The sequence below is a fragment of the Mycobacterium sp. NGS17 genome (genome assembly GCF_059813205.1).
The window spans coordinates 760,430-776,699 of the sequence record NZ_JCALED010000001.1 but is presented as its reverse complement, the minus strand read 5'-3'; the positions used below and the strand labels follow the sequence as shown (position 1 = coordinate 776,699).

The 16,270-nt window shown below is 65.9% G+C and carries 16 protein-coding genes; 2 read left to right on the top strand and 14 right to left on the bottom strand.

Annotation, left to right across the window (positions count from 1 at the left end; genetic code table 11):
- Positions 1-113: 113 nt before the first annotated feature.
- The 7 genes from AC5Y7E_RS03830 to AC5Y7E_RS03800 form a co-directional block, all read right to left on the bottom strand.
- Positions 114-1,259 (bottom strand): sulfotransferase family protein, encoded by a 1,146-nt coding sequence (locus AC5Y7E_RS03830; RefSeq protein ID WP_499947480.1) that lies wholly within the window; start codon positions 1,257-1,259, stop codon positions 114-116.
- On the bottom strand, positions 1,259-2,041 hold the full coding sequence (locus tag AC5Y7E_RS03825) for an SDR family oxidoreductase (protein ID WP_499947601.1): 783 nt from the start codon (positions 2,039-2,041) through the stop codon (positions 1,259-1,261). The genes AC5Y7E_RS03830 and AC5Y7E_RS03825 overlap by 1 nt, the downstream gene beginning before the upstream one ends.
- A 2-nt stretch (positions 2,042-2,043) precedes the next feature.
- The gene (locus tag AC5Y7E_RS03820; protein WP_499916901.1) at positions 2,044-3,171 is read right to left on the bottom strand and encodes a hypothetical protein; all 1,128 of its coding nucleotides are present in this window, start codon (positions 3,169-3,171) and stop codon (positions 2,044-2,046) included.
- Positions 3,172-3,259: 88 nt separating this feature from the next.
- A complete protein-coding gene (locus tag AC5Y7E_RS03815; RefSeq protein WP_499947479.1) occupies positions 3,260-3,565 on the bottom strand; it encodes a hypothetical protein in 306 nt (101 codons plus the stop codon).
- Between the two features lie 58 nt (positions 3,566-3,623).
- Positions 3,624-4,679, bottom strand: coding sequence for a 4-hydroxy-2-oxovalerate aldolase (dmpG, locus tag AC5Y7E_RS03810; protein WP_499916905.1), 1,056 nt, complete (start codon positions 4,677-4,679; stop codon positions 3,624-3,626).
- Between the two features lie 72 nt (positions 4,680-4,751).
- Positions 4,752-5,684 carry an acetaldehyde dehydrogenase (acetylating) gene (locus AC5Y7E_RS03805; protein ID WP_499916907.1) on the bottom strand — a complete coding sequence of 311 codons (933 nt, stop codon included), beginning with the start codon at positions 5,682-5,684 and terminating at the stop codon, positions 4,752-4,754.
- Between the two features lie 47 nt (positions 5,685-5,731).
- A complete protein-coding gene (locus AC5Y7E_RS03800) occupies positions 5,732-6,517 on the bottom strand; it encodes a 2-keto-4-pentenoate hydratase (protein ID WP_499947478.1) in 786 nt (261 codons plus the stop codon).
- Between the two features lie 71 nt (positions 6,518-6,588).
- Between AC5Y7E_RS03800 and kstD the strand changes: the two genes are divergently transcribed.
- Positions 6,589-8,271 carry a 3-oxosteroid 1-dehydrogenase gene (kstD, locus tag AC5Y7E_RS03795; RefSeq protein WP_499947477.1) on the top strand — a complete coding sequence of 561 codons (1,683 nt, stop codon included), beginning with the start codon at positions 6,589-6,591 and terminating at the stop codon, positions 8,269-8,271.
- 1 nt (position 8,272) lies between these two features.
- On the top strand, positions 8,273-9,145 hold the full coding sequence (chsH3, locus tag AC5Y7E_RS03790) for an enoyl-CoA hydratase ChsH3 (RefSeq protein ID WP_499947476.1): 873 nt from the start codon (positions 8,273-8,275) through the stop codon (positions 9,143-9,145).
- Positions 9,146-9,275: 130 nt separating this feature from the next.
- Here the strand turns inward: chsH3 and AC5Y7E_RS03785 are convergent, their stop codons facing one another.
- From AC5Y7E_RS03785 to AC5Y7E_RS03755, 7 genes are all read right to left on the bottom strand, one after another.
- Positions 9,276-10,115, bottom strand: coding sequence for a putative endonuclease domain-containing protein (locus tag AC5Y7E_RS03785; protein WP_499947475.1), 840 nt, complete (start codon positions 10,113-10,115; stop codon positions 9,276-9,278).
- A 126-nt stretch (positions 10,116-10,241) separates the two neighbouring features.
- The gene (ltp2, locus tag AC5Y7E_RS03780; protein ID WP_499947474.1) at positions 10,242-11,411 is read right to left on the bottom strand and encodes a 17-hydroxy-3-oxo-4-pregnene-20-carboxyl-CoA lyase; all 1,170 of its coding nucleotides are present in this window, start codon (positions 11,409-11,411) and stop codon (positions 10,242-10,244) included.
- Positions 11,412-11,813: a MaoC family dehydratase gene (locus AC5Y7E_RS03775; RefSeq protein ID WP_499947473.1), complete on the bottom strand. Its 402-nt coding sequence runs from the start codon at positions 11,811-11,813 to the stop codon at positions 11,412-11,414.
- Complete coding sequence (locus AC5Y7E_RS03770; protein WP_499947472.1) at positions 11,810-12,772, bottom strand: bifunctional MaoC family dehydratase N-terminal/OB-fold nucleic acid binding domain-containing protein; 963 nt, start codon at positions 12,770-12,772, stop codon at positions 11,810-11,812. Before AC5Y7E_RS03770 ends, AC5Y7E_RS03775 begins: the two co-directional genes overlap by 4 nt.
- On the bottom strand, positions 12,769-13,932 hold the full coding sequence (gene fadE29, locus AC5Y7E_RS03765; RefSeq protein ID WP_499947471.1) for an acyl-CoA dehydrogenase FadE29: 1,164 nt from the start codon (positions 13,930-13,932) through the stop codon (positions 12,769-12,771). Before fadE29 ends, AC5Y7E_RS03770 begins: the two co-directional genes overlap by 4 nt.
- Positions 13,923-14,936, bottom strand: coding sequence for an acyl-CoA dehydrogenase family protein (locus AC5Y7E_RS03760; RefSeq protein ID WP_499947470.1), 1,014 nt, complete (start codon positions 14,934-14,936; stop codon positions 13,923-13,925). The genes fadE29 and AC5Y7E_RS03760 overlap by 10 nt, the downstream gene beginning before the upstream one ends.
- Positions 14,936-16,186 (bottom strand): cytochrome P450, encoded by a 1,251-nt coding sequence (locus tag AC5Y7E_RS03755; RefSeq protein WP_499916927.1) that lies wholly within the window; start codon positions 16,184-16,186, stop codon positions 14,936-14,938. Before AC5Y7E_RS03755 ends, AC5Y7E_RS03760 begins: the two co-directional genes overlap by 1 nt.
- Between the last annotated feature and the right edge of the window lie 84 nt (positions 16,187-16,270).

The window sequence follows — 16,270 nt, the reverse complement described above, 5'->3', positions numbered from 1 at the left end:
TGCCCACCTTCGAGCGACAACGCCGGCGCGACAGCGCGATTCGCGAATGTTGTCGCTGCGAGGCGGGCAAAACGCGCACCCATAAATCCGGAAACTATTGTGGCACCCGTGATTTAGAGGCCCGCGAAGCGCTCCTTGACGGCCTCGGTGCTGAGTCCATAGTCGGCCAGCGAATAAGTGTGCTTCGGCGCACGCTCGCCGGCCTGGCTGTCGGCGTGGGTCTTCTCCATGGCGGCCTTGGCCTCATCGGTCAGCGTCAGGCCGAAGTGACGGTAGATGTCGGCCACGGTGCCCATCGGGTCGGTGATCAATTCCTTGTAGTCGACGTCGTAGAACTGCGACGGACTGTATCTGGCTCGCGCGGTGTTGAACCGCTCCAGTCCCCGCGACCAGGTTTCCATTGCATCAGCGCCGATTTGAGCCCCGGTGAACGACGTCGACCACCCCTCCGCGGTGTGCTGCGCCAGCGAGCACATCGAGGCCATGATCGTTTCGACCGGACGATGAGTCTGGATCACCAACGCGTCGGGATAGGTCGCCATCAACGCGTCCAACGCGAACAGGTGGCTGGGATTCTTCAGCACCCAGCGTTTGTCGGCGTCGTTGAGCCCGATCAGCTGAAGGTTGCGGCGGTGCCGCTGATATGACGGCGTCCAGTCCTGCTCCGAGAGCCACTGGGCGTAACTGGGCAGGTGCGCCAGCGTTTCGTAGGACACCGAATGCAGCGACTGCCGCAGCAGCTGCCAGCACTCCTCCAGCTCGTAGGCGGCCATGAAGTGCAGCCCGGTGTAGCCGGGGTTTTCCTGGTGGTGCTGGGTGAACTGCGCGTCGAGCTGGCGATACAGCGGGTGCGATTCCCACGTCTCGCGCGGTGGCCGCGGTTGCGGAAATTCGGCGAGCCACATGTGCAGGCCCTGATGCGCGGGATCGGCGCCCAGGAGCCGGTGCAGCGCCGTGGTTCCGGTGCGTACCAGGCCGGTGACGAAGATGGGCCGTTCGATGACGACGTCGGCGTATTGCGGGTATTGCTTCCACGCCGATTCGGAGAGCAATCGCGCGACCAGCGCTCCGCGCAGGAAGAAGCGATTCATCTTGCTGCCCAACACCGTAAGCCCGGCCTCGGTCCGGTAGGAGTCCAGCAGGACGCGCAGCGCTTCGCGGTAATTGTCGTCGTCAGCGCCGAAGTCGTCGAGCCCGGTCAGCTTGGTGGCCGATGCGTGCAGCTCGTCGACGGTGCCGATATCGGTGCGGTCGGACATCAGACGTGATACTCCCCGCAGTTGACGTCCAGGGTCTGCCCGGTGATGCCGCTGGACAGATCGCTGGACAGGAACAGAATGGCCGATGCCACCTCGTCCTCGGTGGGCAAGCGCTTCAGGTCGGAGTTCGCCGCGGTTGCCGCATAGATCTCGTCGACTGTCGTGCCGTACTTGCCCACCTGGTGCTCGAAGTACGCCTGCAATGTGTCGCCCCAGATATACCCCGGCGCAACGGAATTGACCCGGATGCCCTTGTCACCGAGCTCGGTGGCCAGCGATTGGGACATGGAGAGCAGCGCGGACTTCGCCATCTTGTACGCGCCGTATTTCGCCTGCGAGTGGCGCAGCACCATGGAGTTGACGTTGACGATCGATCCGTGCGTCGCCTCCAACGCCGGCGTGAAGGCCTGGATCAGCCGCAGCGCGCCCAGCGCACTGAGCTCGATCGCGTCCCGGATGTGCTGAAAGCTGGTGCCGGCCAACGGCTTCATGGACGGCACCCGGAACGCGTTGTTGATCAGCACGTCGACCTTGCCGTAGGTGGCCATAGTGGTCTCGACCAAGTAGGCGACCTCGTCGTCGTCGGTGATGTCGGTGCGGACCGCCACGGCCTTGCGGCCGGAGTCGTTGATCCGCTTGGCGACCTCGTCCAGCCGTTCGACGGTACGGGCCGCCAGCACCAGGTCGGCACCGTTGTCGGCACATCGGTGTGCCAGCGTGGTACCGAGACCCGGGCCGACGCCGCTGATGATCACTACCTTGTCGTTGAGCATCCCTGACATCGTCACCCCAGCATCCTTGCCGCAATTTGTTGTTGGCGCAGCGCGATTCGCGCGCGCCACTCGTCCTCGGAAATCTTGTTGTGCTCGAAGTAGGGCAGCGTGGTCGCTATGGCGTCGACGTCGACCAGCTCGACGGAGGGGCCGTCGGCTTCGGTGAGTTGACGCGACACCCGCTGCCAGCGGAACTGCAGGATGCCCTTGCGATGGCCGAGGGTTTCGACCCAGTTGGTCACGCCCGGGTTCTGGTCGGCGACGACGATGCGCACCTTGCCGTCCGGATCCGCTTGGGCCTGAGTGTTGTTCAGCGACGTCTGGTGGTTGATGTAGTCCAGCGAGATGTACCACAGGCTGCCCAACTGGAAACCGAGGTAGGGCGCGTCGGTGGCCGGGATGGTGATCACCAGCGCCTGGTCAGGCCGCAGCTCGTAGTGGCCCACCGACGAATACTGGGTCGCCAGTCCACCCGGCGTCAGCCGGGGCGCGACCATCGTGTTCACCGGAATGTTGAAGTAGAACCACTGCGGGAACTGCAGCCACGTCTTCACCCGGTTAACCAGTTGCTTTCCGGCTGTGGCATAACGCTTTTCGATGATTTCGCGGGTCAATGGCGGCGGCGCGGTGCCCGCGGTGTCCAGGCGCGAGATGGAAAGCGTGCCGCGCTGCGCCGCCCAGTCGCCGTACACCTCGCGGATGACCAGTTGCCCGGGACTCGTCGGCCGTACCCGCCACTCGAAGCTGCCGTCGGGTGCGATCTGCAGTTCCCGGTCGTCGAACGCGGCCTGGCTGACCGGGACGTTGTCGTCGGTGTATTCCCCGCCCAGCAGCTGGAAGCTCAGGTCGGTGGTGGTGCCGCGCCGGCCGGTGACCACGTAATCGTGGTTGGCGTGCACCCGCGTGCCGAAGTAGAGCGTGTCGGGGTTGTCCAGGCCCATCTTGGTGAACGGCCCGGTGCCCGATTGCAGGAAGGGATGGTCGCGGTCGTAGTCGAACGACAGATGCAGACAGCCGGCGATGCAGCCGGCCAGGTACTGCAGCCCTTCCAGCAGGTCGGCTTCGGTCTCGATGTGAGGCGCCGCGGCCACCAGCTTCTCGGACTCGGCGATGGCTTCGATGAGGGAATCAGAGAACACGCCTAGACGCTAGAACGTGTTCTACTTTTTCGTCAATGGCGAACGTTCCCGCGCGTCGGCCGCGGCGTTCACGGACGACGCAGACTCACTACGGAGGGCAGGAGTGGGAAAGGTCGATCAGGTGCTGGCGCACGTCGGGATGCCGATTGAGGTAGTCGATGACGTTGCCGTTGCCGCCTTCGGCCTGAGACCTCTGCTGCAATTGCTGGTGGAGGTCCGGGTGCTTCTGCAGGTACGCATCGATGGATGCACCCACGTCCTGGTTGCACTGCGCGCTGGCCGTGCCGGCCAAGGGCACCGCGATCACCGCAGCGGCGGTAGCGGTCATCAATCCCCCGGCGAGCAGGCCGTACAGCCCACGACGCCGAGCGCCGACTGTGTTGGATGTGCTCATGTGCGCCAGGCTACTCGCGGCACCTTAGCGTGGCCTGTGCGTGCAGGCGAGAGACGGATCAGCGCGACGCCGCGGCGCCGCTCTCTTGCTCGCGCTTGATCTCGAGCGCGATGTCGATGAGCTGGTCTTCCTGGCCACCGATGAGTTTGCGCTGCCCGGCGCGGTGCAGCAGCTGGTGGGCCGGCACACCGTAGCGCTCGGACTGGCGGATGGCGTGCTTGAGGAAGCTCGAGTACACCCCGGAATACCCCATGATCAACGCATTGCGGTCGAGCAGGCACTCGGCGGGCATCGCCGGGGCGACAACCTCTTCGGCCGCGTCGGCGATGTCGAAGAAGTCGATCCCGGTCTTCACGCCGATCTTGTCGAACACCCCGATCAGCGCCTCGACGGGCGCGTTGCCTGCCCCGGCGCCGAACCGGCGGCAGGAGCCGTCGATCTGCTTGGCGCCCGCCCGGACCGCCTCCACACTGTTGGCCACCCCGAGCCCCAGGTTCTCGTGGCCGTGAAAGCCGACCTGGGCGTCGTCGCCGAGCTCGGCGACCAGCGCCGCCACCCGGTCCCGCACGCCCTCGAGGACCAGCGCTCCGGCCGAATCGACCACGTAGACGCACTGGCAGCCGGCGTCGGCCATGATGCGGGCCTGCGCCGCCAGCTTCTCGGGCGCAATGGTGTGGCTCATCATCAGGAACCCGACGGTTTCCAGGCCGAGCTCGCGGGCCAGGCCGAAGTGCTGGATCGACACGTCGGCCTCGGTGCAGTGCGTCGCGATCCGGCAGATCGAGCCGCCGTTGTTCTGGGCCTCTTTGATGTCTTCCTTGGTGCCGACGCCGGGCAGCATCAAGAAGGCGATCTTCGCCTCCTTGGCGGTCTGGGCCGCGAGCTTGATCAGCTCCTGCTCGGGGGTTTTGGAGAACCCGTAGTTGAAGCTCGAGCCGCCCAGGCCGTCGCCGTGGGTGACCTCGATGACGGGCACTCCGGCGGCGTCCAGGGCGGCCACGATCGCGCCGACCTCGTCGGTGGTGAACTGGTGACGCTTGTGGTGGGAGCCGTCCCGCAGCGACGTATCGGTCATCCGGACGTCCCAGACCGGGTTGAAGAAGACTTCACTCATGGCGCCACTTCTCCTCATCGCTTCGTCCCCCGCAAGCGGGCGGTATCCCCACTGCATCGTCGTCGGCACGGGTCATGATTGCGCTCCTCCGGCCGTCGCGCTCAAGGACTCCTTGGCGATCTCCTCGCCGACCTTCGTTGCCGCGGCGGTCATGATGTCGAGATTTCCAGCGTAAGGCGGTAGATAGTCGCCCGCACCCTCCACTTCGACGAATGTGGTGACCAGCGCCTGCCCACCCGAGTTGATCGACGGGTCGTCGAACTGGGGCTCGTTGAGCAGCCGGTAACCCGGCACATAGGTCTGCACCTCAGCCACCACGTCGTGAATCGACTTGGCGATCGCGTCGCGGTCGGCGTCCTCCGGGATGGCGCAGAAAATGGTGTCGCGCATGATCATCGGCGGGTCGGCCGGGTTCAGGATGATGATCGCCTTGCCGCGCTTGGCTCCGCCGATCGTCTCTACGCCCCTGCTGGTGGTCTTGGTGAACTCGTCGATATTGGCGCGGGTGCCGGGACCGGCCGAGAGTGAGGCGACCGAGGCGACGATCTCGGCGTAGGGCACGCCGCCGATGTCGGCGACCGCACGCGACACCGCGTACACGATCGGGATGGTTGCCTGCCCACCGCAGGTGATCATGTTGACGTTCGGTGCGTCCAGGTGCTGGCGCAGGTTGGCCGGCGGGATCACCGCCGGGCCCACGGCGGCCGGCGTCAGATCGATCGCGCGGATCCCGGCGGCCTCGTACTTGGGTGCGGCGTCGCGGTGCACGTAGGCGCTGGTCGCTTCGAACACCAGGTCGGGCTTCTCCGGCTGCGCCAACAACCAGTCCACACCCTCGTGGGTGGTCTCCAAACCCAGCTTTCGGGCCCGGGCCAAGCCCTCGCTCTCCGGGTCGATGCCGACCATCCAGCGGGGTTCCAGCCAATCCGATCGCAGCAGCTTGTAAAGCAGGTCAGTGCTGATGTTCCCCGACCCGACAATGGCCACAGTCGCCTTAGTCGGCATGATGCTCCTCGAGCTTTGAGGTTTAGTTAGATGATTTAAATTCGAGCCTATTCGAACGACAGGCGGACCGAACCGAGGCCCGCGAAATCGGCGACGAAGTCGTCGCCGGGGTGCACGTCGATCGCCCGCGTGCACGACCCGGGCAGCACCACGTCACCCTTGCGCAACCGGACGCCGAAGCTCTCCACCTTGCGCGCCAACCAGGCCACCGCGGTGACCGGATTGCCCAGCACCGCGTCACTACGTCCCTTGGCGATCACCTCACTGTTGCAAGTCAGCACCGCGTCGATCTTCGTCACGTCGAGCTCGGCCGGCGAGACCCGCGCCTGACCCAGTACGTAACCCGCCGAAGACGCGTTGTCGGCGATGGTGTCGCACAACCCGATCTTCCAGTCGGTGATCCTGGTGTCGATCAACTCGATCGACGGGACCAACGCCTCGGTGGCCGCCAGCACGTCGTCCTCGGTGCAACCGGCGCCCGGCAGGTCCGCGGACAGGATGAACCCGACCTCTACCTCCACCCGCGGGTACAGGTAGCGGTTCGTCTTGACCGGAGTGTCCTCGAACAGCTGCATCTCGTCGAGCAGATGGCCGTAATCCGGCTCGTCGACCCCCATCATCTGCTGCATCGCCTCGCTGGACAGGCCCACCTTGTGGCCCAGCACCCGGGCGCCTTCGGCGACCCTCTGGCGGATGTTGATCAGCTGAATCTCATAGGCGTCGACGACGTCGATCTCCGGATAGGTGGCGGTCAGCGGGGTTATCGGCTCGCCGCTGCGCTCGGCTTGCGCCAAGTCGGCGGCCAGCTCGTCGCGCATGGCAACACTGAGCATCTCTCCAAGTCTCCTCGTCGCTCGACCGGGCCAGTAGCGGCCGCCCCGGGCAATTCTATAACGTGTTCTACATGTCAGCGCAGGAGTACGACGTCGTCGTGGTCGGAAGCGGCGGAGCCGGCATGGTGGCCGCCCTTACCGCCGCTCACCGGGGTCTTTCCACCATAGTCATCGAGAAGGCCCCCCACTTCGGCGGCTCCACCGCACGCTCAGGAGGCGGCGTTTGGATCCCAAATAACGAAGTGCTCAAGCGTGACGGGGTCCGCGATACCGCCGAGGCCGCCCGCACTTATCTGCACGGGATCATCGGAGACGTCGTCGAGCCCGAGCGCATCGATACCTACCTCGAGCGCGGCCCCGAGATGCTGTCGTTCGTCCTCAAGCACACTCCGCTGAAGATGTGCTGGGTCCCGCGCTACTCCGACTACTACCCCGAGTCGCCGGGCGGCCGCGCGGAGGGCCGATCGATCGAGCCGAAGCCGTTCAACGCCCGCAAGCTCGGCGCCGACGAATCCGGCCTGGAGCCGGCGTACGGCAAGGTCCCGCTGAACGTCGTGGTGATGCAACAGGATTACGTGCGGCTGAACCAGCTCAAGCGGCACCCCCGCGGCGTGGCGCGCAGCCTGAAGGTCGGGGCACGCACCATGTGGGCCAAGGCGACCGGCAAGAACCTCGTCGGCATGGGCCGGGCGTTGATCGGTCCGCTGCGCATCGGATTGCAGCGGGCCGGGGTGCCGGTAGTGCTCAACACCGCGCTCACCGACCTCTACGTCCAAGACGGCGTCGTGCGCGGCGTCTACGCGCGCGGCACGGGCGATGCCGAATCCAGTGAGCCCCAGCTGATCCGGGCCCGCCGTGGCGTGATCCTGGCGTCGGGCGGGTTCGAGCACAACGAGCAGATGCGGGTGAAATACCAGCGCGCGCCGATCACCACCGAGTGGACCGTGGGCGCGGTCGCCAACACCGGCGACGGAATCCTGGCAGGTGAAAAGCTTGGCGCCGCATTGGACATCATGGAAGACGCGTGGTGGGGTCCGACCGTCCCGCTGGTGGGTGCGCCCTGGTTCGCGTTGTCCGAGCGCAACTCGCCCGGATCGATCATCGTCAACATGTCGGGCAGGCGGTTCATGAACGAATCGATGCCTTACGTCGAAGCCTGCCATCACATGTATGGCGGCCAATACGGTCAGGGACCCGGCCCGGGCGAAAACATTCCCGCGTGGCTGGTGTTCGACCAGCAGTACCGGGACCGCTACATCTTCGCGGGATTGCAACCCGGACAACGTATTCCGCGTAAGTGGCTGGAGTCCGGCGTCATCATCCAGGCCGACACGCTGGCCGAGCTGGCGCAGCAGGCCGGCCTCCCACCGGGCGAACTCGCCGCGACGGTCGAACGTTTCAACGGGTTCGCGCGCTCCGGCGTCGACGAGGACTACAAGCGCGGCGAGAGCGCGTACGACAGGTACTACGGCGACCCGACCAACAAGCCGAACCCCAACCTCGGCGAGATCAGTCATGCGCCCTACTACGCGGCCAAGATGGTGCCCGGTGACCTGGGGACCAAGGGCGGCATCCGCACCGATGTCCACGGCCGCGCGCTGCGTGACGACGGCAGTATCATCGAAGGCCTCTACGCCGCAGGCAATGTCAGTGCTCCGGTGATGGGCCACACGTACCCCGGTCCGGGTGGCACCATCGGTCCGGCCATGACATTCGGCTACCTGGCGGCGTTGCACATCGCGGAGGAGAGCTGAGATGCCGATCGACGTAGAAGTCGCGCTGAATGCCGAGCTGGATCCCATCGAATTCTGCTGGGCCAGTAGCGATGTGCAGCTCTACCACCTGGGACTGGGTGCGGGCGCCGATCCGATGGACCCGCGCGAGCTGCGCTACCTGATCGACGACACCCCGCAGGTGCTGCCGACATTCGGCAACGTGGCCGCCACCTTCCATGCCACGAAACCGCCGACGGTCAAATTTCCCGGTATCGACATCGAGCTGGGCAAGGTGCTGCACGCCAGCGAGCGCGTCGAAGCGCCCGCTCCACTGCCGCCGTCGGGCTCGGCCAAGGCCGTCACCCGGTTCACGGACATCTGGGACAAGGGCAAGGCCGCGGTGATCTGGAGCGAGACGACGGTGACCGCGCCGGATGGCACGCTGCTGTGGACGCAGCGCCGGTCCATCTTCGCCCGCGGCGAAGGCGGATTCGGCGGCGAGCGTGGCGCCTCGACCTCGGACGGCGCGCCGGATCGTGCTCCCGATCTCGAGGTCGACGTGCCGATCCTGCCGCAACAGGCACTGCTCTACCGGCTGTGCGGCGACCGCAACCCGCTGCACTCCGATCCCGAATTCGCCGCCGCCGCAGGGTTTTCGCAGCCCATTCTGCACGGACTGTGCACGTACGGCATGACCTGCAAGGCGATCACCGATGCGCTGCTCGACGGTGATGCCGGCGCGGTCGCGGCCTACGGCGCGCGTTTCGCCGGGGTGGCGTTCCCCGGTGAAACGCTCAAGGTCGGCATCTGGAAGGACTCGACGTCTTCTGAAGGCCGCTTCCTGGCCAGCGTTGTCGCGCCCTCGCGCGACAACGCCGTCGTGCTGTCGGGCGTCGAACTGGTCCCTGCGTAGTTTTTGCGCCGAACGCCCAGCCTTCTCGCGCCGAGCGTTCTCGCGCCGAGCCTTCTCGCGCCGAGCGTCCAGCCTTCTCGCGCCGAGCGTGAAGTTAGTTTCACGTTCGGCTACGAGCGTGAAAGCAGTTTCACGCTCGGCGGGCGCGAGCCGCGCGCACCCGACGGACGATTCCGGCCGGCCTGTCGCCTGCGAGCACCCTCACTACGATCCAGCCGCGACGCTCGATGTTCTCCAATCGCCGGACGTCCCAGCTGTACTGCCAGCGATCGCTGCGGTGATGTTCACCGTCATACTCGACCGCTACTTTGACGTCCTCCCAACCCATATCCAAATATGCGATCGCGCTGCCCAATTCGTCGAGCACGGGAATCTGGGTTTGCGGCCGCGGCAAGCCGGCCTCGATCAAGACAATCCGCAGCCACGACTCCTTCGGTGATTGCGCGCCGCTGTCGAATAGCGCGATGGCCTTGCGCGCCTGCACGATGCCTCGGCGGCGCGAGTACCTTTCCGCGAGTATCTCGACGTCGGCCGCCTTGATTCCGGTCGCGCGGGCCAACGCGTCCATGCCGGCAACCGCTGCATTCTTCGAATACCAGCATCCGATATCGAGGGCTGTCCTAGCTGCCGAGGTCAGCGGGATCTTTCCCATGACGACGATTTCGTCGTCCTCGATACGGTCGCCGTGCGCCCTGATCCCAGCCTGGAAGTGGCGGTTGTCGTGGATGAGGTCCACCACCGTCAAGTCGTCGACCCATTTGCTCCCGTGTAATGCTGCGGCGCCGAACCCGGCAACCACGCCCCTGCGTCCGGACCACAACCAGCCGGCCCTCGCTCGTAGCGCGGCGGTGACATCCGCATCCCGATCGACGTAGACGTCTCGGAACAGCCGGAGATAGCCAGTGCAGAGTTGGCCTCTGGTCAATACGCCTCGAGCAACGGCCTCACTCCCCAGGAACGGCTCAACCACGACGGCAGCGTCGCACGTGTCATTGCCGGCGTCACTTCACTCGTCGACTGTGAAGTTAGTTTCACGGTCGGCAGCGAGCGTTAAACTAACTTCACGCTCGGCCGGAAGCAAGGTCGCCGCCAGGTCCTAGCCCAAGATCAGGCCCGACGTGGGCACGCCGGTTCCCGCGGTGACGAGCACGTGCTCGACGTTGGGCACCGGATTCACCGAGGTGCCCCGCAATTGGCGCACTCCCTCGGCGATGCCGTTCATGCCGTGGATGTACGCCTCGCCGAGCTGGCCCCCGTGGGTGTTGATGGGCAGCCGCCCACCGATCTCGATGGCACCGTCGGCGATGTAGTCCTTGGCCTCACCCTTGCCGCAGAATCCCAACTCCTCCAACTGAATCAGCGTGAAAGGGGTGAAGTGGTCGTAGAGCACGGCGGTCTGGATGTCGGTCGGCTTCAGCCCCGACTGCGCCCACAGCTGCCGGCCAACGACCCCCATCTCGGGCAAGCCGAGCTCCGGCCGGTAGTAGCTGACCATCGTGTACTGGTCGGGACTGGAGCCCTGCGCGGCCGCTTCGATGATCGCCGGCCGCTGCTTGAGATCCTTCGCGCGCTCCGGCGACGTCACCACGATGGCGACCGCGCCGTCGGTCTCCTGGCAACAGTCCAGCAGCCGCAGCGGCTCGGCGATCCACCGCGAATTCTGGTGATCCTCAATGGTTATCGGCTTCTCGTAGAAGTACGCCTTCGGGTTCTTGGCCGCGTGCTTGCGGTCGGCCACCGAAATCGCACCGAAGTCCCGGCTGCTGGCACCCGACAGATGCATGTAGCGCTGGGCGATCATCGCGACCTGCGCGGCCGGCGTGGAAAGGCCGTGCGGATAGGAAAACGAATTGTCCGCCGCGGTCGAATCGGCCTGCACCCCGGCGTTTCCCACCAACCGCGTCTGTACCTGACCGAACCGCATGCCCGAACGCTCGTTGAACGCCCGGTACGCGACGACGACGTCGGCCACCCCGGTGGCTACGGCGATCGCCGCCTGCTGGACGGTCGCGCACGCGGCGCCGCCGCCGTACCCGATTTGGGAGAAGAACTTCAAGTCACCGATGCCGACCGCACGCGCGACGGCGGTCTCGTTGTTGGTGTCCATCGTGAAGGTGGTCAGCCCGTCGACATCGGAGGGGCTCAACCCGGCGTCGTCGAGCGCATCCAGCACAGCCTCCGCGGCCAGCCGCAGCTCGCTGCGGCCGGAGTCCTTGGAGAAGTCGGTGGCGCCGATACCGACGATCGCGGCCTTACCCGACAACATCTACGAACCCCCGATCGTCAGCGTCACGTTCGCGATGACGTGATCACCAAGGCTGTTGCGGCCGAACACCTTCAGCGTGATCAGGCCGTCGTCGATGGCGGTCACCTCGCCGGAGAAGGTGACGGTGTCGTAGGCATACCACGGCACGCCGAGCCGCAGGCCGATCGACTTGATCAGCGCCGTTGGGCCCGCCCAGTCGGTGACATAACGCTGCACCAGGCCGGTGTCGGTGAGGATGTTGACGAAGATGTCCTTGGAACCCTTGGCCTGGGCCAGGTCCCGGTCGTGGTGCACATCCTGAAAGTCCCTGGTGGCCAGGGCCGTTGAGATGATGAACGTCGGCGTGCCGTGCAGCTTGAGTTCGGGCAGGGTGGTGCCCACTTCAACGACGAGTGCACTCATGCTCGATCTCCCAAGGGCTCCCAGGCGTAGAGGCTCCACTCCGGGCCGGACTCACCGGCCGGGAAGTCGATATAGGTTGCGCGGACCGGCATTCCGATTTTGATTTCGGCGGCCTCGACGTTGCGTAGCTCGCCGAGCATGCGGACGCCCTCTTCCAGTTCGACCAGTGCGATCACGAACGGCAGCGTGCGCCCGGGCACCTTCGGCGCGTGGTGCACCACGAAGCTGAACACTGTGCCACGGCCGCTGGCCACCGCGTAGTCGATGGGTTCGGCCTTATCCTGCCACACCGCAGGCACCGGCGGGTGCTGCAGGGCGCCATCGGCGAGGCGCTGGATGCGCAGCTCGTGCGCCGCCACGCCCTCCCAGAAGAAGGCGGTGTCACGCGACACCGCCGGTCGCATCATGGCGTCGGCGTCCAGGTCCTGCGGGACGGACCCGGTCGCGCCGGAATCTTCGCGAGGCCTGAATTTCAGAATGCGCCAGGCCATTTCGGCGACATCCTCGTCACCGACCCGCCAGGTGATGTGCTGGTTGATGAACCATCCCTCGCCGAGCCCCGTCTGCTTCGGGCCGACCACGTCGCGCATCTCGGAGACGACCGTGACCTGCTCGCCCGGACGCAGATACCGATGGTAGGTCTGCTCGCAGTTGGTGGCGACCACCCCGATGTAGCCGGCCTCGTCGAACAACTGCATGATCGGGCCCATGGGGTCGTCGGTCGGGCGTTCCCCACCCAGCCCGAACATGGTCCACACCTGAATCATGGCCGGCGGCGCGACGATTCCGGGATGGCCGGCGGCCTGAGCGGCGGCCTCGTCGACGTAGATCGGGTTGCGGTCCCCGAGCGCCTCAACCCAGTTGTTGATCGTCGGCTGGTTCACCGGATCCCGGGCCTGGCGCGGGGCAGCCACGACGGTGGCGGTGATCTCCGCGACCGCTTCCTTGATGTCGGTCATCGAGGCACCCTCGGCACTTTGAGTCCGGCCGCGGCGATCATCTCCCGCATCACTTCGTTCACGCCGCCGCCGAAGGTGATGACCAGGTTGCGCTTGGTCTGCGAGTCCAGCCACTTCAACAGGTCGGCGGTATCCGAATCGGCGGGGTTGCCGTACTTGCCGACGATCTCCTCGGCGAGCCGGCCGATGTACTGAATCTTCTCGGTGCCAAAGACTTTCGTCGACGCGGCATCGGCCACGTTGATGTCCTCACCGGCGGCGGCCACCTGCCAGTTGAGCAGCTCGTTGATCCGCCACATGGCATGGATCTCGCCGAGCGCCCGCTTGACGTCCTGGTGATCGATCGGCGTGACGCCGTCGCTGCCCGGCTTGGACGCCCAGGCGTGCACCCGGTCGTAGATGCCGGCGGTCCGGCCCGCCGGGCCCAGCATGACGCGTTCGTTGTTGAGCTGGGTGGTGATCAGCCGCCACCCGCCGTTCTCCTCGCCGACCAGCATGTCGGCGGGCACCCGCACGTCGTTGTAATAGGTGGCGTTGGTGTGGTGGGCACCGTCGGACAAGATGATCGGCGTCCAGGAGTAGCCGGGGTCCTTCGTGTCGACGATCAGGATCGAAATGCCTTTGTGCTTCACGGCTTCCGGGTCGGTGCGGCAGGCCAGCCAGATGTAGTCGGCGTCGTGGGCGCCGGTGGTGAAGATCTTCTGCCCGTTGACGATGTACTCGTCGCCCTGGCGCACCGCGGTCGTCCGCAGGGAGGCGAGGTCGGTGCCGGCCTCGGGCTCGGTGTAGCCGATCGCGAAGTGCACCTCGCCGGCCAGGATGGCGGGCAGGAATTTCTTCTTCTGTTCCTCGCTGCCGAACTGCTGCAGCACCGGACCGACCGTCTGCAGCGTCACCGCGGGCAGCGGCACGTCGGCCCGATGCGCCTCGTTGACGAAGATCGACTGCTCGATGGGGCCGAAGCCCAAGCCGCCGAACTCCTTCGGCCATCCGACGCCGAGTTTGCGGTCCTTACCCATCCGCCGGATCACCGCGCGGTAGGCCTCGTTGTGCCGGTCCTGCTCCATCGCCTTCATCTCGTCGGACGAGATCAGGTTCGAAAAGTATTCCCGTAGTTCCGCTTGCAGCTGGCGCTGCTCCGGAGTCAGGTCTATGAACATTGCGCTCCCACCAGGTCGAGACGATGAGAAGAACCGCCCAGCAGCCGGGACAGGTCCTTGATCGTGGAGTAGTACCGGTGCATCGGATAGGTGATGTCCATCCCCATCCCGCCGTGCAGGTGATGGCAGATCTGCATGACCGGCGGCGCCTGTGACGTGATCCAGTAGCCGAGGACATCCAGGTCGTCGTCCGCGTCCCGGCCTTCCGACAGCCGCCACGCAACCGACTTCGCCGCCAAATTGATTGTGCGCGAGGCGATGTAGACCTCGGCGAGCTGAGCGGCGACGGTTTGGAACGTCGACAGTGGCTTGCCGAACTGTTTGCGGTTGGCCACGTAGTCGGCGGTCAGCCGCAGCGCCCCGGCGACCAGGCCGTCGGCGTAGGCGCCGGCGGCGGCCAGCACCAACTGGTTGACCCGGGACGCCGTCGCGCCCGCCAACACGTTCGAGTCTTCGACCGCGACGTCGGCGAACGTGACCGTGTACTCCTCGGAGTCGTTCGAGGTGGGGGTTTGGACCATGTCGACACCGTCGGCCTTCGACGGCACGACGACGACCGCGCTGTCGGCCGTGACGACGATCCAATCCGCTTGTCCCGCATAGCCGACGCCGACCTTGGTGCCCGACAGGCGGCCGCCCGCGAAGGTGGTCGACGGCCGGTCCGGCAGCGCCGCACCCGGCTCGTTGAGGGCGGCGGTCAGCACGGCGCCCTTGGCGACGCCGGCCAAAAACCGGTCCTGCTGTTCATCGGAGGCCAGATCGAGCAGTGGCAGTACGCCGAAACCCAGGGTGGCCAGGGCCGGCGTGATGGCGCCGTGGCGGCCGATCTCGGTCAGCACGGTGGCGACCTCCGCTAGGCCGACGCCGTCGCCACCGAGGCGCTCCGGCACCGGTAGTGCCGTGACACCGCCGTCGACCAAAGCGTCCCAACTCAATTCACGCTCGAACACCGACGTGACGACATCGGCGACGGCCTGTTGCGTCGCGGTGAGGTCGAAGTCCATCAGGACGTCACCGCGGGCTTGCCGGCGTAGTCGACCTGCCAGTGCTTGATGCCGTTGAGCCACCCCGACCGCAACCGCTCGGGCTCGCCGATCGGCTTGAGGTCCGGCATGTGATCGGCGACCGCGTTGAAGATCAGGTTGATCGTCATGCGGGCGAGGTTCGCACCGATGCAGTAGTGGGCGCCGGTGCCGCCGAAGCCGACGTGTGGGTTCGGGTCGCGCAGGATGTTGAAGGTGTGCGGATCTTGGAAGACCTCTTCGTCGAAGTTGGCCGACCGATACGACATCACCACCCGCTGACCCTTCTTGATCGGCACGCCGGACAGCTCCGTGTCCTCATTGGCCGTGCGCTGGAAGGCCGAAACCGGAGTGGCCCACCGGATGATCTCGTCGGCCGTGGTCACCGGCCGCTCCTTCTTGAACAGCTCCCATTGATCGGGGTTGTTCGCCATCGCGATCATGCCGTGGGTGATGGAGTTCCGCGTCGTTTCGTTGCCCGCCACCGCCAGCATGACCACGAAGAAACCGAACTCGTCATCGGAGAGCTTCTCGCCGTCGATGTCGGCCTCGATCAGCGTGGTGACGATGTCGTCGGTGGGGTTCTTGCTGCGCTCCGCCGCCATCGCCATGGCGTAGGTGATCAGTTCCAGCGACGACTGCGCGGGGTCGACGTGGGCGTATTCGGGGTCGGTGCCACCGGTCATCTCATTGGACCAGCGGAACAGCTTGTCCCGATCCTCCTGGGGAACGCCGAGCAGACCGGCGATGGCCTGCAGCGGCAGCTCGCACGAGACCTGTTCGACGAAGTCGCCGCTGCCCTCTTTGGCGGCGGTCGCGGCGATGTTCTGGGCACGCTGGGCCAGTTCGGCTTCCAGCCGCCCGATGGCCCGTGGGGTGAACCCGCGGGAGATGATCTTGCGCAGCCGGGTGTGGTGCGGCGCGTCCATGTTCAGCATCACGCTGCGCTGCAGCTCGACCTGCTCCCGCTTCATCTCCGGCGGCCAGGTCGGGATGGCGCCGTTCATCCAGCTCGAGAAGACGTCGCTGCGCTTGGACACCTCCTTGACGTCGGCGTGCTTGGTGACGAGCCAGTAGCCGTGGTCCTCGAACCCGCCCGCGCCATCCGGGATGTCGACCCAGTGGATCGGCTCCGCCTTGCGAAGCTGGGCGAGCTCCTCGACGGGCAGCCCGGCGAGGTTGACGTCGGGGTCGAGAAAGTCGAAATCGGCGGGAATGTTGGGGGGTGCCATGTAGGGTGCGCTCCTTTTACAACACTAATTGCAACGTGTTCTAGTGCCAGTAAAACACGCCTCCTGCGCAGATAAAAGGCAGGT